This window comes from Pseudomonas sp. PDM03 (assembly GCF_014852385.1).
GTDB lineage: Bacteria > Pseudomonadota > Gammaproteobacteria > Pseudomonadales > Pseudomonadaceae > Aquipseudomonas > Aquipseudomonas migulae.
This window is the reverse complement of sequence record NZ_JACVBM010000005.1, coordinates 124352-149483: the sequence shown is the minus strand read 5'-3', so window position 1 is coordinate 149483 and position 25132 is coordinate 124352. Positions and strand designations below refer to the sequence as shown.

24 protein-coding genes and 1 pseudogene are annotated in these 25132 nt (G+C 59.7%); 10 read left to right on the top strand and 15 right to left on the bottom strand.

Features of this window, described 5'->3' with window-relative positions:
• Positions 1-27 precede the first annotated feature (27 nt).
• Positions 28-435, top strand: a complete 408-nt coding sequence (locus IB254_RS10575; RefSeq protein WP_008025063.1) for an RNA-binding S4 domain-containing protein — start codon at positions 28-30, stop codon at positions 433-435.
• Between the two features lie 174 nt (positions 436-609).
• Here IB254_RS10575 and IB254_RS29490 read toward each other — a convergent pair.
• A pseudogene (locus tag IB254_RS29490) lies at positions 610-850 on the bottom strand (phosphoesterase); the annotation flags it as partial.
• Between the two features lie 103 nt (positions 851-953).
• Here IB254_RS29490 and hslO point away from each other — a divergent pair.
• The gene (gene hslO, locus IB254_RS10570; protein ID WP_192417240.1) at positions 954-1856 is read left to right on the top strand and encodes an Hsp33 family molecular chaperone HslO; all 903 of its coding nucleotides are present in this window, start codon (positions 954-956) and stop codon (positions 1854-1856) included.
• Between the two features lie 179 nt (positions 1857-2035).
• Positions 2036-3577: a phosphoenolpyruvate carboxykinase gene (locus tag IB254_RS10565; protein WP_008025058.1), complete on the top strand. Its 1542-nt coding sequence runs from the start codon at positions 2036-2038 to the stop codon at positions 3575-3577.
• A gap of 221 nt (positions 3578-3798) precedes the next feature.
• Here IB254_RS10565 and IB254_RS10560 read toward each other — a convergent pair whose 3' ends face one another.
• The 6 genes from IB254_RS10560 to IB254_RS10535 form a co-directional block, all read right to left on the bottom strand.
• Positions 3799-4653 carry an EamA family transporter gene (locus tag IB254_RS10560; RefSeq protein ID WP_192417325.1) on the bottom strand — a complete coding sequence of 285 codons (855 nt, stop codon included), beginning with the start codon at positions 4651-4653 and terminating at the stop codon, positions 3799-3801.
• Between the two features lie 95 nt (positions 4654-4748).
• Positions 4749-6020, bottom strand: coding sequence for a type II toxin-antitoxin system HipA family toxin (locus IB254_RS10555; protein ID WP_192417239.1), 1272 nt, complete (start codon positions 6018-6020; stop codon positions 4749-4751).
• Positions 6017-6499, bottom strand: coding sequence for a helix-turn-helix domain-containing protein (locus IB254_RS10550; RefSeq protein WP_192417238.1), 483 nt, complete (start codon positions 6497-6499; stop codon positions 6017-6019). The genes IB254_RS10555 and IB254_RS10550 overlap by 4 nt, the downstream gene beginning before the upstream one ends.
• A 216-nt stretch (positions 6500-6715) precedes the next feature.
• Entirely contained in the window at positions 6716-7069 is a 354-nt protein-coding gene (locus IB254_RS10545) for a DUF1493 family protein (protein WP_192417237.1), read from the bottom strand.
• Between the two features lie 219 nt (positions 7070-7288).
• The gene (locus tag IB254_RS10540; RefSeq protein ID WP_192417236.1) at positions 7289-7588 is read right to left on the bottom strand and encodes a hypothetical protein; all 300 of its coding nucleotides are present in this window, start codon (positions 7586-7588) and stop codon (positions 7289-7291) included.
• 423 nt (positions 7589-8011) lie between these two features.
• Complete coding sequence (locus tag IB254_RS10535) at positions 8012-8287, bottom strand: hypothetical protein (protein WP_192417235.1); 276 nt, start codon at positions 8285-8287, stop codon at positions 8012-8014.
• A gap of 298 nt (positions 8288-8585) precedes the next feature.
• Between IB254_RS10535 and IB254_RS10530 the strand changes: the two genes are divergently transcribed.
• From IB254_RS10530 to IB254_RS10515, 4 genes are all read left to right on the top strand, one after another.
• Complete coding sequence (locus IB254_RS10530) at positions 8586-9089, top strand: hypothetical protein (protein WP_008040133.1); 504 nt, start codon at positions 8586-8588, stop codon at positions 9087-9089.
• A 267-nt stretch (positions 9090-9356) separates the two neighbouring features.
• Entirely contained in the window at positions 9357-11291 is a 1935-nt protein-coding gene (locus tag IB254_RS10525) for an ATP-dependent DNA helicase RecQ (protein WP_192417234.1), read from the top strand.
• A 249-nt stretch (positions 11292-11540) separates the two neighbouring features.
• Positions 11541-12767, top strand: a complete 1227-nt coding sequence (locus tag IB254_RS10520) for a 3-hydroxyacyl-CoA dehydrogenase (protein WP_192417233.1) — start codon at positions 11541-11543, stop codon at positions 12765-12767.
• A 180-nt stretch (positions 12768-12947) separates the two neighbouring features.
• On the top strand, positions 12948-13379 hold the full coding sequence (locus tag IB254_RS10515) for an acyl-CoA thioesterase (protein WP_192417232.1): 432 nt from the start codon (positions 12948-12950) through the stop codon (positions 13377-13379).
• A 70-nt stretch (positions 13380-13449) separates the two neighbouring features.
• Here IB254_RS10515 and IB254_RS10510 read toward each other — a convergent pair whose 3' ends face one another.
• The 4 genes from IB254_RS10510 to IB254_RS10495 form a co-directional block, all read right to left on the bottom strand.
• Positions 13450-13938, bottom strand: a complete 489-nt coding sequence (locus IB254_RS10510; protein ID WP_192417231.1) for a glycine zipper domain-containing protein — start codon at positions 13936-13938, stop codon at positions 13450-13452.
• Between the two features lie 361 nt (positions 13939-14299).
• Positions 14300-16648 (bottom strand): FdhF/YdeP family oxidoreductase, encoded by a 2349-nt coding sequence (locus tag IB254_RS10505; protein WP_192417230.1) that lies wholly within the window; start codon positions 16646-16648, stop codon positions 14300-14302.
• Positions 16645-17484, bottom strand: a complete 840-nt coding sequence (gene fdhD, locus IB254_RS10500; RefSeq protein ID WP_192417229.1) for a formate dehydrogenase accessory sulfurtransferase FdhD — start codon at positions 17482-17484, stop codon at positions 16645-16647. The genes IB254_RS10505 and fdhD overlap by 4 nt, the downstream gene beginning before the upstream one ends.
• A gap of 94 nt (positions 17485-17578) precedes the next feature.
• Positions 17579-18466 (bottom strand): LysR family transcriptional regulator, encoded by an 888-nt coding sequence (locus IB254_RS10495; RefSeq protein ID WP_192417228.1) that lies wholly within the window; start codon positions 18464-18466, stop codon positions 17579-17581.
• Positions 18467-18601: 135 nt separating this feature from the next.
• Here IB254_RS10495 and lysM point away from each other — a divergent pair, with 135 nt between their 5' ends.
• A complete protein-coding gene (gene lysM, locus IB254_RS10490) occupies positions 18602-19042 on the top strand; it encodes a peptidoglycan-binding protein LysM (protein WP_084318267.1) in 441 nt (146 codons plus the stop codon).
• A 125-nt stretch (positions 19043-19167) separates the two neighbouring features.
• Here the strand turns inward: lysM and yrfG are convergent, their stop codons facing one another.
• Positions 19168-19830: a GMP/IMP nucleotidase gene (gene yrfG / locus IB254_RS10485; RefSeq protein WP_192417227.1), complete on the bottom strand. Its 663-nt coding sequence runs from the start codon at positions 19828-19830 to the stop codon at positions 19168-19170.
• 90 nt (positions 19831-19920) lie between these two features.
• Between yrfG and nudE the strand changes: the two genes are divergently transcribed.
• Both nudE and cysQ read left to right on the top strand, forming a co-directional pair.
• A complete protein-coding gene (gene nudE / locus IB254_RS10480) occupies positions 19921-20487 on the top strand; it encodes an ADP compounds hydrolase NudE (protein WP_008040117.1) in 567 nt (188 codons plus the stop codon).
• Positions 20484-21311: a 3'(2'),5'-bisphosphate nucleotidase CysQ gene (gene cysQ, locus IB254_RS10475; RefSeq protein ID WP_192417226.1), complete on the top strand. Its 828-nt coding sequence runs from the start codon at positions 20484-20486 to the stop codon at positions 21309-21311. The genes nudE and cysQ overlap by 4 nt, the downstream gene beginning before the upstream one ends.
• A gap of 131 nt (positions 21312-21442) precedes the next feature.
• Here cysQ and IB254_RS10470 read toward each other — a convergent pair whose 3' ends face one another.
• The 3 genes from IB254_RS10470 to IB254_RS10460 are packed head-to-tail and all read right to left on the bottom strand — an operon-like array spanning position 21443 to position 25129.
• On the bottom strand, positions 21443-21898 hold the full coding sequence (locus tag IB254_RS10470; RefSeq protein WP_192417225.1) for a thioesterase domain-containing protein: 456 nt from the start codon (positions 21896-21898) through the stop codon (positions 21443-21445).
• A gap of 40 nt (positions 21899-21938) precedes the next feature.
• Complete coding sequence (locus tag IB254_RS10465; RefSeq protein WP_192417224.1) at positions 21939-23324, bottom strand: sigma-54-dependent transcriptional regulator; 1386 nt, start codon at positions 23322-23324, stop codon at positions 21939-21941.
• The gene (locus IB254_RS10460) at positions 23321-25129 is read right to left on the bottom strand and encodes a sensor histidine kinase (protein WP_032832528.1); all 1809 of its coding nucleotides are present in this window, start codon (positions 25127-25129) and stop codon (positions 23321-23323) included. The genes IB254_RS10465 and IB254_RS10460 overlap by 4 nt, the downstream gene beginning before the upstream one ends.
• Positions 25130-25132: the final 3 nt, after the last annotated feature.

The following is a 25132-nucleotide window of genomic DNA, read 5'->3' as shown; positions in this document are numbered from 1 at the left end:
ACCAATATTTCAGAATGAGGAAATTCCATGGCACAAAAAAGCGAAGAGGACGACAAGGTCCGTCTCGATAAGTGGTTGTGGGCCGCGCGTTTTTATAAAACACGTGCCTTGGCGAAAGCGGCGATTGAAAGTGGCAAGGTGCATTGCCGTGGCGAGCGCTGCAAGCCGGGCAAAGAGCCGCGGATCGGCGACGAATTTCAGATTCGCGCAGGGTTCGAGGAGCGTACGGTGGTGGTCCAGGCGTTATCGATCGTGCGCCGTGGTGCGCCGGAAGCTCAGACCTTGTACGCCGAAACCGAGGCCAGCATCGCCAAGCGCGAAGCGGCTGCGGCGATGCGCAAGGCGGGCTCGCTGGGCGTGAGCACCGACGGCAAGCCGAGCAAGAAGCAGCGGCGGGATCTGTTTAAATTTCGTGGGAGCAGCAACGACGAGTGAGTCGGTTGTTTCTGCGTTGTCTGGGCTGACGCCTTCGTCGGAACGCCGCCCGGAGCCGGCTCGCTCCCACAAGGGATACGCATTTCAATGTGGGAGCGAGCCTGCTCGCGATCGAGTGCGCAGCACTCGCCAGCCATCCCCGGATTCAGGCGCTACGCACCACACTTATCCGACCAGCAGTATCCCCCAGACCACCGCATCAAACGGTCGCAGACTTGCAATTGCCCGAATGCGCAGCCATATCGGGTGAATCGCCAGCGGCGAATCGAGTGGATGGAAAGCCACTCGTCGAAAATCACACACAGCCTCTGACCTGTAGGCCATAACCAGAAGGCCAGCAGCACCAGCGGCACAAAATTGCACAACGCCACCGGCGGACGTTCCACCTTGCTTGGAACAAAACCGGATTGTTCATAAAATGCCTCCCATGGCTGAACAGTGCGCACCAAAACGGTGCTACAGAGGCGCGATTTTCTCGTTTGTAACCTTTTTATCATTTACTTCAGATACCCAGACCTATGACCGATCTACCGGATACCGACTACACCCAACGCTTCATCTTCGATGACAGCGACACCCGCGGCGAGCTGGTTTCGTTGGAGCGCAGCTACGCCGAGGTTCTTGCCAAACACCCGTATCCGGAGCCGGTCGCGCAACTGCTTGGCGAACTGATGGCCGCGGCATCGTTGCTGGTCGGCACCTTGAAGTTTGATGGTCTGCTGATTCTTCAGGCGAAATCCGACGGCCCGATCCCGTTGCTGATGATCGAATGCTCCAGCGAACGTGACATCCGTGGCCTGGCCCGTTACGAGGCCGACCAGATCGCCCCCGACGCCACCCTCGCCGACCTGATGCCCAACGGCGTATTGGCGCTGACCGTCGACCCGACCGTGGGCCAGCGTTATCAGGGCATCGTCGACCTGGATGGCGAAACCCTGTCGGAGTGCTTCACTAACTACTTCGTGATGTCGCAACAGGTGGGCACGCGTTTCTGGCTGTACGCCGATGGCCGTCGCGCCCGCGGCCTGTTGCTGCAGCAACTGCCCGCCGACCGCCTGAAAGACGAAGAAGAACGCGCCGCCAGCTGGCAGCACATCACCGCGATGGCCAGCACCCTGAACGCCGATGAATTGCTCGGTCTGGACAACGAAACCGTGCTCCATCGTCTCTACCACGAAGAGCAGGTCCGGCTGTTCGATGTGCAGAAATTGCGCTTCCGTTGCAGCTGCTCGCGCGAACGTTCTGCCAATGCTCTGGTCAGTTTGGGTCTGGAAGATGCGCAGAGCCTGGTCGTCGAACACGGTGGCAACATCGAGGTCGACTGCCAGTTCTGCAATGAACGTTACCTGTTCGACGCCGCCGATATCGTTCAATTATTCGCCGGTGCGGGCGTCGAGACGCCGTCAGATACCCGTCACTAAAACGGTTCAGCGCAGGTAAATTCACTGGAAAGTGCCGGAATAACGCCGTTACGACGGGAGGGCCCTACTTTTTTTGGGCGTTTCTGGCATAATCCGGCCCACTTTTTTCGCGGTAGTAGTGCACGACTTTCTACTACAAAACGTTTGGAGCACTCGGCCACTGGCCGACGGGGAACCTCATGACGCAAGCCAATAACGCCGTGTACACCGATCTGAGTGTTGATGATCTGGTTAAAGAAGCCCTGAATCGCGGTGAAGGCGAGCTTGCCGATACCGGCGCGCTGGTTGTTCGCACCGGTCACCGTACCGGTCGCTCGCCAGTCGATCGTTTCATCGTTGAAGAGCCGACCACCCAGGCCGCTATCGCCTGGGGCCCGATCAACCGCAAGTTCCCGGCCGACAAGTTCGATGCCCTGTGGGCTCGCGTCGAGGCCTTCAACAACGCGCAAGATCATTTCGTTTCCCACGTGCATGTAGGCGCGGCCGAAGATCACTACCTGGCCGTGAAGATGACCACCCAGACTGCCTGGCAGAACCTGTTCGGTCGTTGCCTGTTCATCAACCCGGCCCAGTACAACCCGGCGGGTCGTGCAGAGTGGCAAGTGCTCAACGTTGCCAACTTCGAGTGCGTGCCAGAGCGTGACGGCACCAACTCCGACGGTTGCGTGATCATCAACTTCGCACAGAAGAAAGTGCTGATCGCCGGCATGCGTTACGCCGGTGAAATGAAGAAAGCCATGTTCTCGGTGCAGAACTTCCTGCTGCCTGCCGCTGACGTACTGCCGATGCACTGCGCCGCCAACATCGGCGAAGCGGGCGACGTGACCCTGTTCTTCGGCCTGTCCGGCACCGGTAAAACCACCCTGTCGGCCGACGAAAGCCGTTACCTGATCGGTGACGACGAACACGGCTGGGGCGAAGGCGTTGTCTTCAACATCGAAGGCGGTTGCTATGCCAAGTGCATCGACCTGTCCGAGAAGAACGAGCCGGTCATCTGGAAAGCCATCAAGCACGGCGCAGTCCTGGAAAACGTCGTGATCGACGACGCCAAGCACGCCGACTACGCCGATGTCAGCCTGACCCAGAACAGCCGCGCCGCCTACCCGCTGGAGCACGTTGCCAAGCGTTCCGAGAAGAACCTCGGTGGCGAGCCAAACGCTGTGATCTTCCTGACCTGCGACCTGACCGGCGTACTGCCACCAGTGTCGATCCTCAGCGAAGAACAAGCGGCCTACCACTTCCTGTCCGGCTACACCGCACTGGTGGGCTCGACCGAAATGGGTTCCGGCAGCGGCATCAAGTCGACCTTCTCCACCTGCTTCGGCGCACCGTTCTTCCCGCGTCCGGCCGGCGAATACGCAGAACTGCTGATCAAACGCATCCGCGGCTTCGGCTCCAAGGTCTACCTGGTCAACACCGGCTGGACCGGCGGCGGCTACGGCGTCGGCAAACGCTTCAACATCCCGACTACTCGCGGCGTCATCGCAGCGATCCAGAGCGGCGCGTTGATCGGTGCTGAAACCGAACACCTCGACACCATCAACCTCGACGTGCCACTGGCCGTACCGGGCGTTGAGACTGGCCTGTTGAACCCACGTAACACCTGGGCTGACAAGGCTGCTTACGATGAAGCGGCTAAAGCACTGGCCGGGTTGTTTGTTGAGAACTTCAAGAAGTTCGAAGTGAGCGACGCGATCAAGGCTGCTGGGCCGAAGTTGTAAGATTGGTTTGATGTAATGAAAAAGCCGCCCTTTGGGGCGGCTTTTTTGTGGGTAACGAATATCACACGACCTGTAGGAGCCGGCTTGCTGGCGATGGTCGTTAACGATAACGCGTGCTGTCTGGATAAACGCAGCGTACTTGAGTTTATCGCCAGCAAGCCGGCTCCTACAGGTCGTGCGTTATCCAGGATTCCGTAAGGTGCCTTTTTTGTGAGGGCGGCTCAGGTTTTCAGGTGCAACACGAACGCGCCCACCAACACCAGAACCACGCCAAGCACCTGTAACTTTGCCAGCCTTTCCTTGAAGAATACGTATCCCAGAATCGCCGCGATTCCTCCGGACAGTGTGCTGATCACCGTTACCACCGAAACCGATCCTGCCACCGCCCCCCAGGCGAAAGAAGAAAACCCACCCAGGTTCATCAGGCTGGCGCCGGTCAGTGTCATGCAGTTTTTCAACGGTGGGATTTTCAGTCCGTCCTTGATCCTCAGGACGATCACCACCAGCACGATCAGACCAACCAGATAAGCGAGCCAAAGCATCGTTATCGGACCAAGTACCGGAAGCACAAAGTGGCCTTGCAGCCAGAAACTGGTGCCATAGAAAAGGGCGGCCAACAGTGCGTAGGCGATCGAGCTGCTGGCTTGAGTGGTGTGTGGGATTTTCGAGTCGGAATGAATGCTGGAGAGAATCACCCCGATCACGCACAGAGCAATGCAAAGCAGCTGAATCATGCTGATCTGCTCACCTCCGGCCCAGGACAGCAGCGTCGTCACAACGCCATAAGAAGTTACCAGCGGCGCAACGATGGACGCTTTACCGAGGGCAAAGGCTTTGGACAACGCGAGGGCACCAGACACCGTCAGCACGGCGGCGACAACGCCGAACAGCCAGACAGTGAGTGACGCCGACATCGACTTAAGAATGAACGCGGGGAAGGCGACCAACAGCAGGCTCATGATGCTGAACCCCAGCGCCTGACCGAAATATACGGCGCGTTTTACGCCCACTGCGCGGGCATTCAACCCCACCAGAAAATCCGTGCCGCCCCACAGTAAGGCGGCGAGTAAACCCATCAGTACGTCCACGCTATGTCCTTATAGACTGCGGACGTTAGAGGTTTCCCAGCGTCCGAGTATCCGAGTGTTATGCCTTGCACGACTCCAAAAAACTAAACTCCTGAAAGCCGGAATGCAGGCGCCATATTGTCCTGCTCACGCCTCGACAATCCCAGTGCATTGGCCAGCGTTGGCCATTGGCTGACTACCTCTTGGAAGCTCTCAATAATTTCTTCCGCATCTGCTCGACTTACCCGGAAGTACTCAGCCACTTCGCGAGCGAGCTCAAGATCCAGCGCGTTGTCGGCATCTGTGATGTTGAGCTTCAGCCCATCGGCGTGTGCCACAGGGTTCATGTCGTAGGCATCAGACAGGCGCCACCCCCGGCCGGGATCAAGGATAAAGCCGTGGTTGCGCAGATGGTCGTCAGTATTGGAAACAAGGATGTTGAACACGATACGAGACCACAACTCGCGAAGATCCGCATTGGTTTCCGAGCCGTGCTCCATGAGCACTTCTGCTAACTCAAGATAGCTGGCACCTACCGATGCATCGTCACCGTCAACGCGGTCGGTCATGGTCATGGCTGATGCAAAATGCAGTCGGCCACCCTGTTCTGTACGGTCGAAACGCTTGACCATGAAACAGTGGTGATCGCTCGCGAAGCGGCGTGCAGTGCCGGTTGCAACCCGCAAGCCACAGTGATTTGCCAAGGCATTGACCACCATTTCCCAGCCGCCGATGTCATAGTCATCGCGAGAGCTCGGAAACTTGGCGATCCATAAATGACCACGCTCGTCGGCAACGCTGGCCTTGGGTCTGGCGCCCCCTAGTGAGCCACCGGGTGCTATCAGCATCCTCAGCCATTCGCGCCCGTCTGGAGACGTGTTGTCCGGATCGCTTTCCAAGGCGCGGCTTGCTTCCTCTAATGCGCGTAATTCGACGAAAGGAGGGGCCGCCAAACCATCGCGATCATCCAGAAAGTTGCCTTCATCATTGAGCTTGTAGCGGATAGCTCCGACCCGATAGAGGTCATGAACGCCTAGAAGGAAATCCGATTCGTACAGTTTGGTGCCTTGAGGCGCAAACCCTTCACGGATGTCTCGCTCCAGGCGCCGCTTCATCAATAATTGCCCCCATCGATCGGGGCTTGAGTCGGCAAAAACGCCAAACCGGGTCTGATGCTGACCGGGAAATTGTCGGCCTTCGAAGAGGCCGATGCGCGGGTCCAGCGATGTGAAGTTCAATTCGGGATCGGCCAGTGCTGCGGAGTCGTACTCAAACTCGAATACGTTGCTGGAGCGAGCCTTTCTGGCATGAAGGAACCCAAGGCGCCTTGGGCCATTCAAAGACTCCCAATCGGCATACACCGCGATCCGTGTCATTTTTTGCCCGTCGTAGGTTTAGGTTTTTTCTTGGTTAACAAACTGGATAAGGAGTGCGTGTTCAAAGGGAAATCAGCAGCGAGGGCGGGACTCTCAAATGCCTCAACTTCCCTGTCGCGAATAGGTGGCGATACCGTCGCGGTAGTCACACTGCGTACTCGTCGGCGTTTATTGGTTGCGAGTTTTGCTCCTGGGATTAATTGAGCGTCCTGTAGTTGGCGCCCCAATTCATCCTCCGCAGCGAGCTTGCTCAAGTCTTTCTCCAGCCCCAGCACCTGCATCACTGATAAATAGGCGCCCATTGTCACACCTGACCCACCCGACTCCAGAGAGCGCAGCGTGGTCAGGGACATGCCAGCCCTCTCGGCGACTTGCTTGGCTGTCAGCTTGCGGCGCAACCGAGCGAGTTTCAGTCGCTCCCCAAACTCGGAGAGTAGCTTGGCTGCGGCGGGCAGGAGTGGCGCTGTCTTCTTTGCCATGTGCCATTATTCCTTCATTTTTCAGGCTTTACTGCCAGAATAATAGCACTTGTTGGTTGTTGTGCTGGTCTTGCCTACAGGGACTTCTCTCGGTTGACGCTATCTGATTTGGATTTGCTCATTTACCGTAACAAGCATTATTCCAGCGTAAATCTAGATAAACAGCCAGAATATTGCTACTTATGCTCGGGTTTGGCTTCGGTGATGACTTAGGTGCTACAGGCTCTCTAGCGCCTGTGTATCCCATCGTTGCGTCTGAGTCGCTTGGTAAAGCATGCCAATGGTTAAAGGCACCTTGTCGCCACGGCCCTTTGCCCTGCGCTTGAGAAACACATCAAACCCTTCCGGCTGAAAGTAGCGATAGGCATCGTAGTCCACGAAGTCGACCCCGAACTGTTCTTCCAGCGCTTCCATCAGATGCCGGGCGTCAGCGCCGTCGCAGCCTAGATCGAAGTTGATCGAGGTGGTGAGGCTGATGGTTTTGCGTTCGGGCAGGCCAATTTCTTCGTGCAGCAGCTGCATGAGCAGGTGCATGGTGTGGTTGTCGGGGAAGTTGGGGGCGAGGTTCATTCGGGGGCGTCCGGTTGGGCTTGGGCGGATCTTATTGGTCGTCAGGTTTGGTGGGAAGGGCAGGAGGAGATTGTGACGGATTGTCTTCCCGGTATTTGGCGAGCACTTTCTCTCGCGCAGGAAGTGGAGTGACGAGGTCCTCTGGTGACGTGTCGAATCCTGCGAGGCGCAGGCAAGCCAGCTCCCACAAGGGTGCGGCTTACCTGTTAGCGCTTAGCGTCAGGTGGGGGCTTTCCAACCCAACATGCGTTGTTGGGCGACTTTTAGCAGGTCGCAGCCATCCTGGGTCAGGAGGTAGAGCGCGTGGGTGATGTGGGGGATGTCTTCTAGATCGCCTTGCTCGAAGTTTTGGCAATGCAGGGTTCGGAGCAGTTCGCTGGAGGCTCGGATGCGCTGGAGGGCGGCTTCGAGGATGTCTTGCGGGTTGGCTTCTGTGTCGATGATCAGGGGCGGGGAATCGGTGAGGTTGGTTTGGAGTGGAAGGTAGCGATCGTTTGTGAACGGATTCCATTTGCTCATAGTGAGAATTCTCAAGTGCACCAGGAAAAACCACCACCATCGTGACCAAGCGATGGGAGGCGGACTGTGTTCGGGTTGGTCAAACCGGTGAGAACTCACTTTGCCGGTACGCCCAAAGGCGTCCCGAACACAGCCACCATATAGCGTGCAGGCACTTGAGGTGCCGCAGCATACAACGGAAGCGAAATGAGTTCTCTGTTCGGGTGACCAAGCCCGGTCGCTGATTTGGCAGCGACAGTCCGACTATAGGTTTGAGTAGCGAGTTGGCGATAGTCGATAAGGTGTCTTCTGTTGTAGGACCGGGATGAAGCTTTGATAGGGCGTTGCCTACGGAGTTATCCCCAGCCGAAATTTTTAGTCAGGTACACCGCGTTATCGTTCATCGCGAGCAGCCTCACTCCTACAAGGGGATTGGGGGTGGCATTAGCCGGCGGTGAGTTTTGGGAGGCGTTGGCGGGCGATGTCGAGGAGTTCGTTGCCGTCCTGGGTCAGCAGGTAGAGGGCGTTGACGATGTTGGGGATGTCGCTTGCGTTCGCCTGTTTGAAGCACAGGCAATACAGGGTTTCGAGCAGGTCGCTGGCGGCGTGGATGCGTTGGCTGGCGGCGTCGAGGATTTCGTGTGGGTCGGCCTCGGTGTCGATGACCAGGACCGGGGTGTCGCTGTAGCTGCTTTTGAGGGGGCGGTAGCGATCTTGCATCGAGGGGCAGTCCTTTGGGAAGTCGGGCAGGCCGACACACTGTTTCAGCCGCGCCGAAAACTATGAAGGGGACGGCGGGCTGCGGCAATACAGCCGCAATCGACAGAATGTGTAGGGGATTTACTGGTCTTCGGGCATTGGCCCTACGCGTTTCCCGAGGTTTTTTTCACCGAAACCCCTACTGGTGAAATTTCCTACGTGTTTATCAGGCGCGGCGCAGTAAACCTCTGTATGGTGCGCGCCAGAATCTGTAGGGCATTTCGAAAATGCCTGGTTAGGCACTTAAAGGGAATTAGGTATGCAGTGGCTACGTATGGCCTCGGTTTTGTTGTTGTGGGCGGGTGTTTGTCGTTTGACGGGCGCGGCCGACGCCGGCAGTTCGATGATGTTGGCCAACATGGCCCGCACCGGTTGGCCGGATGCCCTCACCACGCAGGCGAACATGGACACCGCATCCCGCGCTGAGGTGTTGATGTTTGGCAAGGCGTTGCTGGCCAGCGAATCGCTGGACGAGCAGGGGCTGAAACAGCGTCTGGGCGTGCAGGCATTGAAGCTCAAGTCTGTGCGACAAGTGCGTGACGGGTTGTGGGACCGGTTGCTGACCACCTACCGCAACGCCAGTCAGAACTGCGACGGCGAACCGTTCTGCCCGCGAGTGCGAAGCGTCGCTGATTTGCGTCAGTTGGCGGCGGCGTTCACCGGCGAAATCAGCCCGGCCCATGCGGTGTGGGCGAGCAAGAGCCAGGTGTTTCATGAGCAGATGTTGAATGAACAGCTGCGGGTGGCGGTGTTGGTGCCCTGAAGGGATCAACCATGATTTTTTGGTGAGGCTGCAGGCCTCATCGCTGGCAAGCCAGCTCCTACAAAAGGGGCAGGTGCGAAGATCAACTGTAGGAGCTGGCTTGCTAGCGATGGCGATCTACCGGTCGCCATATTCCTCAACCCCCGCAATCCCCCCCGCGCCATCCGCTGTATCATCCCGTATCGTTTTTGCCCCCGACCTTTTCTCGACTCGCTGCGATCACCGGCTAGGCTTTGGGCTTCGCAGCGGTCAACGGAGTGACAGCTTATGCACAACACCCTGGAACAGGTTTTCGGTTATCCACAGTTTCGACCCGGCCAGGAGGCGGTGGTCAGCGCGGTGATGGCCGGGCGCTCGGCGGCGGCGATTTTCCCTACGGGTTCAGGCAAGTCCCTGTGTTACCAGATGTCGGCGGTGTTGCTGCCGCACCTGACGCTGGCGGTCTCGCCGCTGCTCGCGTTGATGCAGGATCAATTGGCGTTTCTGCAGCGCCATGGCATTTCGGCAGGCAGTATCGATTCGGCTCAAAGCCGCGATGACGCCAGTGACGTGATGGCCCGCGCCAAGTCCGGCGAATTGAAGATCCTGATGATTTCCGTGGAGCGCCTTAAGAACGAGCGCTTCCGCAATTTCTTGCAGCAAGTGCCCATCTCGCTGCTGGTGGTGGACGAGGCGCATTGCATCTCGGAGTGGGGCCATAACTTCCGCCCCGACTACCTCAAGCTTCCGGATTACCAGCGCCAGTTCAACATTCCTCAAGCGCTGTTGCTGACCGCCACCGCGACCCCGAAAGTGATCGCCGACATGGAGGCGAAATTCGCCATTGCCCCGCAAGACGTGGTGACCACCGGTTTCTACCGGCCGAACCTCAACTTGTTGGTGGAACCGGTGCGTGGTCAGGACAAACGGCGACGCTTGGTCGAATGGATGAGCGAGCGTCCCAACCAGCCGAGCATCGTCTACGTCACCCTGCAGAAAACCGCTGAACATATCGCCGAACACTTGAATCGCAACGGTATTCAGGCCGAGGCCTATCACGCCGGTTTACCCCACGAACAACGCGAAGCCATTCAGAAACGATTCATGGGCGGCCAGTCCAATTGCATCGTCGCCACCATCGCCTTCGGCATGGGCATCGACAAGAGCGACATCCGCAACGTGGTGCATTTCGACCTGCCCAAATCCATCGAAAACTACAGCCAGGAAATCGGTCGCGCCGGGCGTGACGGGCAGCCATCGGACTGCCTGGTACTGGCCAACCGCGACAGCCTCAACGTGCTGGAAAATTTCGTCTACGGCGACACGCCGGAGCTGGAAGGCATCCGTCATGTGCTCGACGAATTGCAAGCCGCCGCGCCCGAGGGGCATTGGGAGTTTCTGCTAGGGCCGTTGGCCGATCAGAGCAATATTCGCCAGTTGCCGCTCAAGACCTTGCTGGTGCAATTGGAGCTGCGCGGGATCATCGCCCCGCGTTACGCCTATTACGCTGAATATCGCTTCAAGTATTTGCTGGAGCCGGAAGACTTGCTGGCCCGCTTCGAGGGTGAGCGCAAGGATTTCGTCGCGGCCATCATCCAGACCTCCAGCCGCGCGCGGACCTGGGCGACGGTGAATTTCGATGCGCTGTACGAGCAGCATCAAGCCGAACGCAATCGGGTGGTCAAGGCGCTGGATTACTTCCAGGAAAAGGGTTGGGTCGAGCTGGAAAGCAAGCAGATGACCGAGGTCTACAGCCTGCTGCAAACGGAGTTCGACATTCAGGCGCTGAGTGCCGAACTGCATGATTGTTTCACCCGGCACGAACGCACCGAGATTGCGCGGATTCACGCCATGCTCGATCTGTTCGCCACTGACCACTGCCTGGGTAATCGCCTGGCCGAATACTTCGGTGACGAAAACTCGCCGCAGCAGTGCGGGCATTGTTCGGTGTGTCACGGGCATGTGGCGCGGCTGCCCGCACCGCCGGAGTTGCCGGCGCTTGTGGATAAAAACTTCGAGGCGCTGTGTGGTGGTTTTATCCACAGGCACGAGCAGCACACCGGCAGCGTTCCTCCCGCTGAGCGGGTGACACGGTTTCTGTGCGGGATCAGTGTGCCGCTGTTTACCAAGCTCAAGGCACGGTCGATTCCGGGGTTTGCGGCGCTGGAAGAGTATCCGTATGGCGAAGTACGGACTTGGGTTGAGCAGCATCTCTCAGGCTGAACCGTACCTTTGTAGGAGCCGGCTTGCTGGCGATGGCGGATTTACATTCAACATTCAACATTCAACATTCAACATTGATGTTGAAGGTGATGGCCTCATCGCGAGCAAGCTTGCTCCTACAGGGATGTCAGTGTCTGGCGGACGTGCATCCATCCGCTGAATGTCCCCCATCACAGGAATAAATTTCAAAAAAACCGGGTGGCTGACTATGGTGGGGTCTGTCTTTGGATCGCCAATAAGAGAACAACCATGAGCCAGACACCGTTCAACATTCAGCGCGCTGCCGTCATCGGTGCGGGCACCATGGGCCGTGGCATTGTCATGTGCCTGGCCAATGCCGGGGTGCCGGTGCAGTGGGTCGATAACAATCCGCAGATGCTTGAGCAGGCACTGGCCAGCGTGGCTGAGACCTACGCGCACAACGTGCGGCAGGGGCGGATTGATCAGGCTGAGGCGGATGCGCGCATTGCACGGGTCACGGCTGCTGCCGATTACGCAGCGATCCGCGAGGTCGATCTGGTGATCGAGGCGGTTTACGAAAACCTCGAGCTCAAGCAGAGAATCTTCCGCGAGCTGGATGGCCTGCTCAAGCCCGAAGCCATATTGGCCAGTAACACGTCGGCGCTGGATATCGACGCCATTGCCGCCGCCACCCGCCGCCCCAAACAAGTCCTGGGCCTGCACTTCTTCAGCCCGGCGCACATCATGAAACTGCTGGAAATCGTTCGTGGCGCACAGACTTCACCGGCGGTGCTGGAAGCCGCGCTGGACCTGGGCAAACGCATGGGCAAAGTCAGCGTGGTGTCGGGCAACTGCGAGGGCTTCATTGGCAACCGCATGCTCAAAACCTACGTGCTGGAAGCACGCAAGATGCTGCTTGAAGGCGCTTACCCCTATCAGGTGGATGCGGCGTTGCAGGGGTTCGGTTTCGCCATGGGGCCGTTCCGCATGTACGACGTGGTTGGTATCGACCTCGAATGGCGGGCTCGGGAGCTGGCCGGCAAGGGGCAGGATGCGCCGCAGGTTCAAGTGGATAACCGTCTGTGCGAACTGGGCCGTTTCGGGCAGAAGAGTGGCAACGGCTATTACCACTACGAAGCGGGCAGTCGCCAGGCTGAGCACGATGTGCAGGTGGATGCGCTGGTGCTGGAGGTCAGCGAAGGATTGGGTTTCCAGCGTCGAGAGATCGGGCCTGAGGAGATTCTGGAGCGCTGCTTGCTGGCACTGGTCAACGAGGGCGCGAAGATTCTTCAGGAAGGGATTGCGGCGTCGGCACATGACATCGATCTGGTGTACCTCAACGGTTATGGTTTTCCGGCGGACAAGGGCGGGCCGATGGCCTGGGCGGATCAGCAGGGGGTGGCGGATATTCATCAGCGGCTACTGCAGCTGGAAACCAAACAGGGTGATCACTGGCAGCCGGCGCGGTTGATTGGGGAGTTGGCGGCGGTGGGTAAAGGGTTTGCTGACCGCTGATTGAAATAGTGCCTTTGATGGCCTCATCGCCGGCAAGCCGGTCTCGCTCCCACACTGGATCTCAGTCGTACACAAGTTCTGTATTCACTGACGATCAAATGTGGGAGCGAGCCTGCTCGCGATGAACGATAACGCGGTTTTCGCCTTAAACTCGCAATCCAACTCCAGGAATCGACCCTGATGTCCAACCCCATGCCCCAACGCACCGACTACCCGCACTTCCAGCCCATCACCACGCGCTGGCACGACAACGATGCCTACGGTCACGTCAACAACGTCACCTACTACAGCTTCTTCGACACGGCGGTGAACACCTACCTGATCGAAGTCGGCGGCCTGGATATTCATGACGGCGAAGTCGTGGGTTTTGTGGTGAGTTCGGCTTGCGATTATTTTGCTTCCATCGCTTTCCCTGAGCGGATCGAGATCGGTTTGCGCGTGGGCAAGTTGGGCAACAGTTCGGTGCAATACGAATTGGCGGTGTTCAAGGCCGGTGAAGACGAAGCCTGCGCCGCGGGGCGTTTCGTGCATGTGTTTGTGGATCGGGTGTCGAATCAGCCCGTGGCGATTCCTGCCGGGTTGCGAGGTGCGCTGGAGCGATTGGTGGTTTGAGGGGCAAAAAAAATCGCAGCCCTTGGGCTGCGATTTTTTTGATCTACCGGTAAACGAGGCGATTCAAGCCTCAGTCGTGATAGCGATGTTTGTGCTTGCGGTGGCCGTAATGGTGGCCACGATCATGGCGACCATCACGGTAGTAGCGACGGTCGTCACCATGACCGCGATAGGAGCGACGATCATCGTCCTCGTCATCGCTTTTGTTGCCCATGTAGTTACCCAGCGCGCCACCGGCGCCGCCGCCTGCTGCGGAGCCGATCAGGCTGCCGGTGGTGCCGCCCATGCTGCGGCCGACCACGTTACCGCCTGCTGCGCCCAACGCACCGCCAATGGCCGCTTCGCCACGGCTGCGTTTGTCTGCGCCGACTGCGCTACCACCCGCGCCGCCCAGGGCCGCGCCAATGGTTGAACCTGTGCTGCCGCCTAGCGATTGACCGACGACCGAGCCCAAAACCCCGCCCAATGCGCCGCCCACACCTGCTTCGGTGGTGCCTCCGGCAGAAGCGAAGCCACTGACCAGGCCAAGGGACAACAAGAGAATCGAGGAGAACTTCATTTGAGGAACCTCAAGGGGATGACGGCGCGATCCTGAGGCTGTGTCGTAAGGCTGACAATCGAAATCCGACGAGTAACACGACTTCAGCACATTTCTATAAGTTACTGTTTTTTAGCTGGAACTTAAGTGTTTTTCGCCGGTCTTTAGCTACTTCGGAATGGCCGTTTTTGTGAAAAAACGGCCTTTTTTGTGGGCGATTGGAAAGTCGTCGGATGGTGCGGATACATGTGTTGCCTGATCCGAAGCCATCGCGAGCAGGCTCGCTCCCACAGTGGATCTTGGTGGAACACAAATGCTGTGGTCAATGAAGATCAAATGTGGGAGCGAGCCTGCTCGCGATGGCTTCGGATCAGTCGAAACTTTAGGCAGACTTCGCCAAAATCAACCCGATCTCACTCGCCGCTTCCAACCGGATCGCCACAAACTTCGACGTCGGCGTATGGCTGCCATCCCCAGTGCTCTCCAGCGGCACCAGCGGATTCACTTCCGGGTAATACGCAGCAGCCTGCCCCGCAGGAATATCAAACGCCAGCAGCGTGAAGCCTTTCACCCGACGCTCACGGCCATCGTCCCAGATCGAAACGATGTCAGCCTTCTGTCCCGGTTTGAACCCCAGGCGAATAATATCCGCCTCGTTCACAAACAACACATCACGCTGACCTTTCACGCCTCGATAACGGTCGTCGAGGCCATAAATGGTGGTGTTGTACTGATCGTGGGAGCGCATCGACTGCATGATCAGGTCCGGCAACACGCCTGTGGAGCGCGTGCGCTCGTGCACCAGGTCCTTGGGCAGGACGTTCGCCCGGAAATTCGCCCGGCCCGACGCGGTGTTCCAGCGACGGGAACCGGCACTGTTGCCGAGGTAGAAGCCGCCCGGATTCTTGATCTTCTCGTTGAAGTCCTTGAAGCCCGGAATCGTATCGGCAATCAGGTCACGAATGCGCGAGTAATCGGCCACCAGCCAGTTCCAGTCCACCGGTTTGCTGCCCAGGGTCGCAGCGGCAATGCCGGCGATGATCGCCGGCTCGGAGCGCATCTGGTTCGACAGCGCCTGCAACTGGCCGTTGGATGCATGGACCATGCTGAACGAATCTTCCACGGTCACCGCTTGCGGGCCTTCGGTCTGGATATCGATGTCAGTGCGGCCCAGGCACGGCAGGATCAGTGCTTCCTTGCCGTGAGCCAAATGGCTGCGGTTGAGCTTGGTGCTGATCTGTACGGTCAGGTCGCAGTTGCTCAGAGCCTGGAAGGTGCGCGTGCTGTCCGGAGTGGCCTGGGCGAAGTTACCGCCCAGAGCGATGAACACTTTTGCACGACCTTCGGCCATGGCGTGGATCGCCTCGACCACGTTATGACCATTTTCGCGCGGCACTTTGAACTGGAAGCGACGCTCCAGGGAATCGAGGATCGCCACCGGCGGACGCTCGTTGATGCCCATCGTGCGGTCGCCCTGCACGTTACTGTGGCCACGCACCGGGCACAGGCCGGCGCCGGGGCGGCCAATGTTGCCGCGCAGCAGCATCAGGTTGGCGATTTCCTGGATGGTCGCGACCGAATGGCGATGTTGGGTGATACCCATCGCCCAGCACATGATCACGTTCTTGCCTTTGGCATACATGCGCGCCGCTTGCTCGATTTCCACGAGGGTCAGGCCGGACTGCTCGACGATCTGCTCCCACGGCGTATCGTCGACAGTGCCCAGGTACTCCAGCACGTTGACACTGTGTTCATTGAGGAAGTCGTGGTCGAACACGGCAGGCTCACCGGCTTTCTGCGCGTCGCGCTCCCATTGCAGCAGGAATTTCGCCATGCCGCGCAGTACTGCCATGTCGCCGCCCAAGGCCGGACGGAAATAGGCGGTGTTGGTCGGTTTGTCGCCGTTGGTGAGCATTTCGATCGGGTGTTGCGGGTGCTGGAAGCGTTCCAGGCCGCGTTCTTTGAGCGGGTTGATGCACACCACTTGCGCGCCACGTTTCACGGCTTCACGTAGCGGTTCGAGCATCCGAGGGTGGTTGGTGCCGGGGTTCTGGCCCCAGACGAAAATCGCATCGGCGTGTTCGAAGTCGTCGAAGGTCACGGTGCCTTTACCGACCCCAACGCTCTGCGCCAACGCGACACCGCTGGCCTCGTGGCACATGTTCGAGCAGTCGGGGAAATTATTGGTGCCATAGGCGCGCACGAACAACTGATAGAGGAAAGCCGCTTCGTTGCTGGCACGTCCCGAGGTGTAGAACTCGGCTTGATCCGGGCTCGACAAACCGCGCAGATGTTTGGCGATCAGGGTGAAGGCGTCATCCCAGCTGATCGGTTGGTAGCGATCGGTTTCGGCGTTGTAGCGCATCGGCTCGGTCAGGCGCCCCTGATATTCAAGCCAGTAATCACTTTGTTCCAGCAGCGAGGTGACGCTGTGTTTGGCGAAGAATGCCGGGTTGACGGCCCGTTTGGTCGCTTCCCAGTTCACCGCTTTGGCGCCGTTCTCGCAGAACATCACCATGCCCTTTTCCGGCGAATCGCCCCAGGCGCAACCCGGGCAGTCGAAGCCGCCGTTCTGATTGGTCTTGAGCATGATGCGCAGGTTTTTCAGCGCGTTGTCGCTGGTCAACCAGGCCTGGGCGACGCTGATCAGTGCGCCCCAGCCACCGGCTGGGCCCTTGTAGGGCTTGTAGCGGGGGACGGGTTTCTGGTCGGCTTGACGGTGTTGACTCACGCTTGATTCTCCAAAGCCGGGCTGTAGACCCGAGGCGCATTCTTCTGTGGCAGATGGATAAGGTTCAGGTTGTGACGACGGGCCCATTGCACGGCAAGGCCCGTGGGCGACGACAGGCTGACCAGGGTCTGGATGCCTGCGCGCAGTACTTTCTGGATCAATTCGAGGCTGCAACGACTGGTGACAATCGCGAGGCCGCCAGTGGTCGGGATCTTTTGCCGGATCAGCCCGCCAATCAGCTTGTCGAGCGCGTTGTGCCGGCCAATGTCCTCGCGGCCCAGCAGCAATTCGCCATGAGCGTTCATGAATACCGCCGCATGCACCGCGCCGCAATGTTGGCCGAGTGGCTGGAACGCGCCGATACGCTGGCGCAAACCGTCGAGCCATTCGGCGGGCGGCAGTGGCGCGCCGGGCAACACTTTGAGGTCCGGCAAGGCCTGTTCGACCGCTTCCACACCGCAGAGCCCGCAGCCGCTGGTGCCGGCCAGTTGCCGACGTTGCTGCTTGAGGTTCCAGAAGGCGCGGTTGGCGATGGTCACTTGCGCGTACTGCGCCGATCCCGAACCGCTCAGTTGCAGGTCATAAATGTCGGAGGCGTCTTCGATGATGCCGCTGCCGAGGCTGAAACCGACGATGAAGTCTTCCAGGTCCGTCGGCGTCACCAGCATCACTGCCTGACTGATACCGTTGTAGGCAATCGCCAACGCAACTTCCTCGGCGAGCGCGGTACTGGCCGATTCGGTGTATTGAAAATCGCTGTAACTGTACGTTTGGCTGGCGGCGGGCGCGGGCGTTTCGAGGGCTGGCGCCGCGCAAACAGGACGCTTGGCGTTCATGAGGCATCACCGACGGTTTAGTCAGCTTTAAGCCTATGCGCGACAAGTTGTCGCGTCTAATCGCTATTACTGATCTACCGATAGATGGCGTCGATCAAGAGCTTGTCAATGATTGTTGATAGATCGCGAAACAGGCCTCCGCCAACGCCGAGCGCGGTGCGCTGCGCCGCATGATGAGCCCCAGCCGGCCGAGGGTCTGGGCGTTTTCGATCGGTTGCAGGCGCAGATGGTCAGTCAGGTTTTCCAGGCCGCCTTCGAGCGGCATCACGGCGCAACACAACCCGCCATGAACAGCTTGTAACAGTTGATGCACGGCATCGGTTTGCAACAACGGCTGCGGAGTAAGGCCGCGGCTGTGGAAATTGTGGTCGATGGACTGGCGGAAATGCATGCCGCTGGTGAGCATGCCCAGCGGCAATTCGATCAGCGACTCCCAGCTCAGCGGCGCCTCGCCGAACGTGAAGAAGCGCTGATCGTAGAGCAGGCCCATTCGCGTTTCGCTGAACGCCAGGGAATCGAAACGTTCGGCGTCCAGACGCTCCAGGTACGACACGCCAAGATCCAGGCGATTGTTCGCCAGTTGTTCGAGGATCTGCTCGGAGCTCAGCGCCGAGAGTTCGAAGCGCAGGTTCGGGTGTTCGCCGTGCAAGCGTTGCAGCAGCGGCAGCGGGTCGAAACTCGACAACGGCACCACGCCCAGGCGCAGCGTACCGACCAGGTTGCCGCGACAGGCGGCAGCTTCGGCCTGCAAACCGTCGTAGGCCGCGAGCACCGTGCGCGCCCACGCCAGCACCCGCTCGCCCGGCGCGGTGAAGCCTTCGAAGCGCTGGCCACGGTTGACCAACGGTAACTCGAGTTCTTCCTCAAGGCTGCGCAAACGCATGGACAGGGTCGGCTGAGTGACGTGACAACGTGCAGCGGCCTGGCCGAAATGGCGGGTTTCGTCGAGGGCGATGAGGAATTTCAGCTGCTTGATGTCCATCTTCGCTCCAGGGCGCGGGAAGGTCGGGATTCTAGCGCCTGAGGGCAAGCGGCGTCATTGGTCGGGTAGGAACCGGGTGTTGCAACCTTGGTCTAGGCTTTTGCGTCTGGAACCAAAAACCAAGGAGAGTGCACCATGAGTATTTTTAGCTTTGTAAAAGAAGCAGGCGAAAAGCTTATCGATTTGCTGACGCCGGGCAACGCCAATGCCAGCGAGCAGTTGAAGGAACACATCAGTAAGGTCGGCCTGGGCAATCCGAATGTGCAAGCGACGGTAGATGGCGACAAAGTCACGGTGACCGGTGAGGTTGCGAGCCAGGAAGAGAAAGAAAAAATCCTGCTGGCCGTGGGCAATATCGCCGGTGTCGGCAGCGTGGATGACCAGATTACGGTGACCGGGCCGGTGGTGAAGGCCGCAACCTTTGTCACGGTTGTGAAGGGCGACACCCTTAGCGCGATTTCCTTGCGCGTGTATGGCGATGCCAACAAGTATCAAAAAATCTTCGAAGCCAACAAGCCGATGCTCAAGGATGTGAACAAGATTTATCCGGGGCAGTCGTTGCGGATTCCTGAGTAGGGTTTAAGACCGAGTCGCCTGCATCGCCAGCAAGCCGGCTCCTACAGGTTTTGTGTCGTTCACAAATAGTGCGTACGACTACAATCCTGTAGGAGCCGGCTTGCTGGCGATGCAGACACTTCGGTCTATAGGCCCGCAATCAGCCCACGATAATCAACCACCGCCGCAAACTCCGCCGTGTCCTTCGGCCCCTTGCGGCTGTCCGGCTCCTTCACCGCCAACAAATGCGCGACCCCAAAATCCCGCGCACTGCGCAGGATCGATAACGTATCGTCGATAAACAGGCTGCGCGCCGGATCAAAACCGATATCCGCCTGCAATGCCTGCCAGAACTGCGGATTCTCTTTGGGAAAACCGTAATCATGCGAGCTGATCAACCGCTCGAAATACGGCGCCAGTTCAATTCGTTCCAGTTTCAGTGACAGCGAATCCCGATGTGCATTGGTGATCATCACCACCCGCTTGCCGGCCTGCTTGATCGCCTCCAGAAACGTATCCGCGTCCGGGCGCAACGCGATCAGGTGCGCGGTTTCCAGTTTCAGTTCGCGCACCGGCAGCTTCAGTTCGGCGCTCCAGAAATCCAGGCAATACCACTGCAACTGACCGGCATGGCGTTCAAACAGTGGCTGCAATTCCATCTCGGCCATGGCCCGGCTCACCCCGTGCAAGTCGGCGTAACGCTGGGGCAAGTGTTCCAGCCAGAAATGGTTGTCGAAGTGCAGGTCCAGCAGCGTGCCGTCCATATCGAGCAGAACGGTGTCGATGTCTCGCCAGGGCAGCAGGGACATAAAAAACTTCTCCAGCGGTAAAAGAGATATCCGAGGTCAACAATCAGGATAGGCCGGGTATAGTAACGCGTTCACGCCAAGGAGCTTTTCATGCGCCAGAAACCCACCATCCTCGCCCGCGAGATCGTCGCCACCAGCCGCTTGTTCTGCGTCGAAGAGCTGAAATTGCGCTTTTCCAATGGCGTGGAGCGCACCTATGAGCGGCTGGTCGGCAAAGGCGCCGGGTATGGCGCGGTGATGATCGTGGCGATGCTCGACGCGGATCACGCGGTGCTGGTCGAGGAATATTGCGGCGGCACCGATGAATACGAGATGTCGCTGCCCAAAGGCTTGATCGAGCCGGGTGAAGACGTGCTGGCGGCGGCCGAGCGTGAGCTCAAGGAAGAAGCCGGGTATGGCGCGCGACAACTGGAACACCTCACCGAGCTGTCCTTGTCGCCGGGCTACATGAGCCAGAAAATTCAGGTGGTGCTGGCCACCGATCTGTACGAAGAACGGCTTGAAGGCGACGAGCCTGAACCGATGCGCGTGGACAAGATCAACCTGCGAGAGCTGTCGGCCTTGGCCCAGAACCCGAAATTCACCGAGGGCCGTGCCTTGGCGGCGCTGTACCTGACCCGAGATTTGCTGACCCAGCGCGGAGTGTTCCTGCCATGATTTTCCCTCATCCATTGATGGCGCCGGTGATTGAACTGGCATTGAAGGCGGGCGACGCGATCCTGCCGTTCTGGCGCACCGGCACGACCGTGACCGCCAAGGCCGACGATTCACCGGTCACCGCTGCCGACCTGGCCGCTCATCATCTGATTCTGGCCGGCCTGACCGCGCTGGACCCGAGCATCCCGGTGTTGTCTGAAGAAGACGCCAACATCCCGCAGAGCGTGCGTGCCGGCTGGCAGCGCTGGTGGCTGGTGGATCCGCTGGACGGCACCAAGGAGTTCATCTCCGGCAGCGAAGAATTTACCGTCAACATTGCGTTGATCGAGCAGGGGCGAGTGGTGTTTGGCGTGGTGTCGATGCCGACCAATGGACGCTTCTACGTCGGTGGTGCCGGTCTGGGCGCGTGGCGTGGTGATAAGGACGCCGAGCCGCTGCCGATTCAGGTTCGCACCGTGCCCGCCCCGGGTGAGGCCTTCACGGTCGTCGCCAGCCGTCGGCATTCGAGCCCAGAGCAAGAGCGCTTGCTCGCCGGGTTGAGCGACAGCCTGGGTGAGCTGCAACTGGCCAACATCGGCAGTTCGCTGAAGTTTTGTTTGTTGGCGGAAGGGGCGGCGGATTGTTACCCGCGTCTGGCGCCGACTTCGCAGTGGGATACGGCGGCGGCCCAAGGTGTTTTGGAAGGTGCGGGTGGTGAGGTATTGGAGTTGAGCGGCGTGCCGTTCAGCTACCCGGCGCGGGAGTCTTTGCGGAACGCGTTTTTCCTGGCGCTGCCAGCGAAAGCCGCCTGGCGCGAAAAACTTCTGAAGCTCGCCACCTTGTAGGAGCCGGCTTGCTGGCGATCCAGGCGATGCGGTCGAACAGATACACCGCGTTGATTGGATCGCCAGCAAGCCGGCTCCTACAAAGATGAGATCGTCCCACGCGGAGTGTGGGAACGATCAGCCGCTGAGGCTTACCGGTGCAGGACGTACTGCCCGGCAAACCTCACGGCGTCTTCATCGCTATCGGCATTCACAATCCGCGAATGCAGCGTCAACCGCGCTCTTCCATAGCGCTGATACATCGCCAGAAACTTCTTCCACACCGCCGCACTCGGCGCCTGGCAAATCGCGGTCGCGTCCATGGTCACCGGCAGCGGATAGCTGATTTGCCCTTCGTGAATCACGATGTGCCCGTCTTCAATGCCTTCTTCGCGCAAACGCAAATGCAGCCAGCCCCAACCCGCCAGCACCGCGCCGCAGTACAGGCTGCCGCCGAACATGGTGCTTTTGTGATTGACGTTGGCTTCCAGCGGCAAGTGCAGGCGCAGTTGCTGGTCGTGCCAGTCGAGCACTTTGATGCCCATGGCTTGCGTCAGGGGAATGTCGCGATGGAGGACTGATTCCAGGTGACGACTGTCGCGGTTCATGACGGGACCTTTTGTTTGAAGAGGACGGTTTGACGGTCGATCAATCGAGTTCGTCGCTCGGGTGGTGGTCGGCGAAATTCAGCCCGTGCTTGCGCAGTTTGTCGTGCAAGGTTTTGCGCGGAATGCCGAGGGCTTCGGCGAGACTGCGCACCGAGCTGTGAGAGCGCGCCAGTTCGGCGGCAATCAGCGATTTTTCGAAGTTTTCCACCTGCTCGCTCAAGCCACCGCTGAGCGCTTCAACCGTTGTGCCCGCCGTGCCATCCGGCGCGTTGTTGTCCAGCGCAAGTTCGAGGCCCAGGGCAAAACGCTCGGCGGCGTTTTGCAACTCCCGCACGTTGCCCGGCCAGGTGTGACGCAGCAGCAGCGCCCGTTGCCCCGGTTGCAGTTCGTGGGGCGGCAAGCCATGGCGAGCACTGGCCTCATCGGCGAAGTGCTGGAACAGCATCAGCGCATCTTCACCGCGTTCGCGCAGCGGCGGAATGCGCAGCGGGGCGACGTTCAGGCGGTAATACAAGTCGGCGCGGAAGCGGCCCTGATCGGCGGCCTGGCGCAGGTCTTCCTTGGTCGCGGCGATGATGCGGATGTCCAGCGGGATCAACTGATTGCCGCCCAGACGCTCGACTACACGTTCTTGCAGCAAACGCAGCAATTTCACCTGCACGTCCAGGCTCATGCTTTCGATTTCATCGAGGAAAACCGTGCCGCCGCTGGCGAATTCGAACTTGCCGATACGGCGCTTCTGCGCACCGGTAAACGCGCCCGGCTCGTGACCGAACAACTCGCTTTCCACTACGGATTCGGCCAGAGCCCCAGCGTTGATCGCCACGAACGGGCCATTACGCCGGTTCGACAAATCGTGCAGCGCCCGCGCCACGACTTCTTTGCCGGCGCCGGTTTCGCCGAGGATCAGCACATCGGCCTTGGTCGCCGCCAGTGCGCCGATCTGCTCGCGCAGACGCAGCATTGGCGCCGATTGCCCGACCAGTCTTGTGCTCAGTTCATTGCGATCACTGAGGGCCAGACGCAAGCTGCGGTTGTCCAGCACCAGTCGGCGCAGGGCCAGCGCGCGGCGCACGCTGTCGAGCAAGGCGTCGCTGGCGAAGGGTTTTTCCAGAAAGTCATAAGCCCCGGCGCGCATGGCTTGCACCGCCAGCGGCACGTCGCCGTGACCGGTGATCAGCAGCACCGGCAGCTCCGGGTCCTGGGCGTGCAGTTCGGTCAGCAGTTCGAGACCGTCCATGCCGGGCATGCGGATATCGCTGACCACCACACCCGGCCAGTCGCGTTCCAGTTGCGCGGCCAGGCCCTTGGCTTCGGCAAGCGGCAGGATTTTCAGGCCGGCCAGATCCAGCGTCTGGCTCAGGGCCTGGCGCAGATGGGGATCATCGTCGATCAGCACGACCTGGATGCGGTTGTCGATGGTCATGCACTTCGGTCCTCGGACGGTTGCAGGCTCACGCCCGGTGCGCCTGCGCGCAGTTTCAGGGTAATCAGGGCGCCGCCTTCCTTGTGGTTGGCGAACGACAGTTCACCGCCGAAGGCGCGCATCAGGGTTTCGCAAATCGCCAGCCCCAGACCCAAGCCCTGCGTGCGGGTCTTGGTGGTGTAGAAAGGCTCGCTGGCGCGGCCAAGAGCCTCCATGCAAAAGCCGGGGCCGTTGTCGCGAATGTACAGATTGACGCCGTCGGCGGTGGATTGGGCACTCAACCAGAGTTTACGCGGCGGGCCTTTTTCCGTCAGCGCGTCCAGTGCGTTGGCCAGCAGATTGCCGAGCACCTGGCGCAGACGGGTTTCCCCGGCTTCGACCCACAGCGTGGCGGCGGGCAAATCGCGGATCAGCTCGACTTCCATGCTCCGCCGACGCTTGGCCAACAGCGCCAGCGCGTCGTCGAGCGCCGGTTGCAACGCGACGCTTTCCGGCGCGTGGCGATCACGCCGGGCAAAGGCACGCAGGTGCGCGATGATCGAAGCCATGCGCCCGGTCAGTTCGCTGATCAGTTTGAGGTTGCCGCGCGCATCGTCGGTGCGCTGATGATCGAGCAGCACTTCGGCGTTTTCCGCATAGCTGCGGATGGCGGCCAGCGGTTGATTCAGTTCATGGCTGATGCTTGCCGACATGGTCCCGAGCGCCGACAACTTGCCGGCCTGCACCAGGTCATCCTGGGCGCGTACCAGTTCCTGCTGGGCGTGTTCGCGCTCCAGCACTTCCTGTTTCAGTCGGCGGTTCAGTCCTTCGAGGTCGCTGGTTCGTTCAGCGACCCGGCCTTCCAGTTCGCGCCGGGCCTTGGCTTCAAAGGCGATCCGTTCAAGGTAGTGACGGCGCCGTTGCATCATCAGGCCGAGCAGCAGCATCAACACCAGCAGCGTCGCGCCGCCGATGGCGACCACCGTGCGCACCGGGCGATCAATCAAGGTGCGCGGTGCAAGAATGCTGACGCTCCAGCCGGTTTCGTCGATCTGCCGGGTTTGGGTCAGCCAGGCGTCGGGATTGAGATTCAACGGCTTCGGGTCGCGGGTCGGATAGGGTTGAATCGCGGTGATTGCCTCGCGCTCGCCCTCGCCCAGTGGCCGGGTCGCGCGGAATCGCCATTCTGGCCGCGAGGTGAGGATGACCACGCCGTTGTGGTCGGTGACCAGCAGTTGTTCCGGGGTTTTGCCCCAAAGGCTTTCGGTGTGGTCCAGGTCGACCTTGACCACCAGCACGCCGAGGATTTTTTCGCCGTCGCGCACGGCCGCCGCAAAGAAGTAACCGCGTTTGGCCGAGGTGGTGCCCAGCCCGAAAAACCGCCCGAGACGCCCGGCCATGGCTTCGCTGAAGTAGGGGCGAAACGAAAAATTCCGGCCGACGAAGCTGTCGTGTTTGTCCCAGTTGGACGCCGCGAGGGTCTTGCCGGTGGTGTCCATCAGGTACATGACTTCGGCACCAGTCTGCGCGCTGATGTTCTTCAGCAGGCGGTTGGCATTGCCTTGGGTCACACCGTCGTCGGGGGCCCCGAGCGTGGCGCGCAGGGCCGGCAGGTCGCCGAGGATCTGCGGCAGCACTTCATATCGGTGCAGGGTGCCCAGCAGGTTGGCGACGTACAGGTCGAGGGTCTGCCGGTTCTGCCCGGCCAGTTCGCTGCGGTAATAACGCTCGGCCAGATGCTCCAGCGGCCACAGCAACGGCGCCAGGCACAGCGCCAGCAGGGCGAGGCTACGCCAACGGGGTCTGCGGGGGAGGGTCGGAGTCATGAG

Excerpts from the sequence above, each read along its gene's own strand:
- IB254_RS10575 (WP_008025063.1), top strand. The coding sequence starts at position 28 with ATGGCACAAAAAAGCGAAGAGGACGACAAGGTCCGTCTCGATAAGTGG.
- hslO (WP_192417240.1), top strand. The coding sequence starts at position 954 with ATGACCGATCTACCGGATACCGACTACACCCAACGCTTCATCTTCGAT.
- IB254_RS10565 (WP_008025058.1), top strand. The coding sequence starts at position 2,036 with ATGACGCAAGCCAATAACGCCGTGTACACCGATCTGAGTGTTGATGAT.
- IB254_RS10560 (WP_192417325.1), bottom strand. The coding sequence starts at position 4,653 with ATGGGTTTACTCGCCGCCTTACTGTGGGGCGGCACGGATTTTCTGGTG.
- IB254_RS10555 (WP_192417239.1), bottom strand. The coding sequence starts at position 6,020 with ATGACACGGATCGCGGTGTATGCCGATTGGGAGTCTTTGAATGGCCCA.
- IB254_RS10550 (WP_192417238.1), bottom strand. The coding sequence starts at position 6,499 with ATGGCAAAGAAGACAGCGCCACTCCTGCCCGCCGCAGCCAAGCTACTC.
- IB254_RS10545 (WP_192417237.1), bottom strand. The coding sequence starts at position 7,069 with ATGAACCTCGCCCCCAACTTCCCCGACAACCACACCATGCACCTGCTC.
- IB254_RS10540 (WP_192417236.1), bottom strand. The coding sequence starts at position 7,588 with ATGAGCAAATGGAATCCGTTCACAAACGATCGCTACCTTCCACTCCAA.
- IB254_RS10535 (WP_192417235.1), bottom strand. The coding sequence starts at position 8,287 with ATGCAAGATCGCTACCGCCCCCTCAAAAGCAGCTACAGCGACACCCCG.
- IB254_RS10530 (WP_008040133.1), top strand. The coding sequence starts at position 8,586 with ATGCAGTGGCTACGTATGGCCTCGGTTTTGTTGTTGTGGGCGGGTGTT.
- IB254_RS10525 (WP_192417234.1), top strand. The coding sequence starts at position 9,357 with ATGCACAACACCCTGGAACAGGTTTTCGGTTATCCACAGTTTCGACCC.
- IB254_RS10520 (WP_192417233.1), top strand. The coding sequence starts at position 11,541 with ATGAGCCAGACACCGTTCAACATTCAGCGCGCTGCCGTCATCGGTGCG.
- IB254_RS10515 (WP_192417232.1), top strand. The coding sequence starts at position 12,948 with ATGTCCAACCCCATGCCCCAACGCACCGACTACCCGCACTTCCAGCCC.
- IB254_RS10510 (WP_192417231.1), bottom strand. The coding sequence starts at position 13,938 with ATGAAGTTCTCCTCGATTCTCTTGTTGTCCCTTGGCCTGGTCAGTGGC.
- fdhD (WP_192417229.1), bottom strand. The coding sequence starts at position 17,484 with ATGAACGCCAAGCGTCCTGTTTGCGCGGCGCCAGCCCTCGAAACGCCC.
- IB254_RS10495 (WP_192417228.1), bottom strand. The coding sequence starts at position 18,466 with ATGGACATCAAGCAGCTGAAATTCCTCATCGCCCTCGACGAAACCCGC.
- lysM (WP_084318267.1), top strand. The coding sequence starts at position 18,602 with ATGAGTATTTTTAGCTTTGTAAAAGAAGCAGGCGAAAAGCTTATCGAT.
- yrfG (WP_192417227.1), bottom strand. The coding sequence starts at position 19,830 with ATGTCCCTGCTGCCCTGGCGAGACATCGACACCGTTCTGCTCGATATG.
- nudE (WP_008040117.1), top strand. The coding sequence starts at position 19,921 with ATGCGCCAGAAACCCACCATCCTCGCCCGCGAGATCGTCGCCACCAGC.
- cysQ (WP_192417226.1), top strand. The coding sequence starts at position 20,484 with ATGATTTTCCCTCATCCATTGATGGCGCCGGTGATTGAACTGGCATTG.
- IB254_RS10470 (WP_192417225.1), bottom strand. The coding sequence starts at position 21,898 with ATGAACCGCGACAGTCGTCACCTGGAATCAGTCCTCCATCGCGACATT.
- IB254_RS10465 (WP_192417224.1), bottom strand. The coding sequence starts at position 23,324 with ATGACCATCGACAACCGCATCCAGGTCGTGCTGATCGACGATGATCCC.
- IB254_RS10460 (WP_032832528.1), bottom strand. The coding sequence starts at position 25,129 with ATGACTCCGACCCTCCCCCGCAGACCCCGTTGGCGTAGCCTCGCCCTG.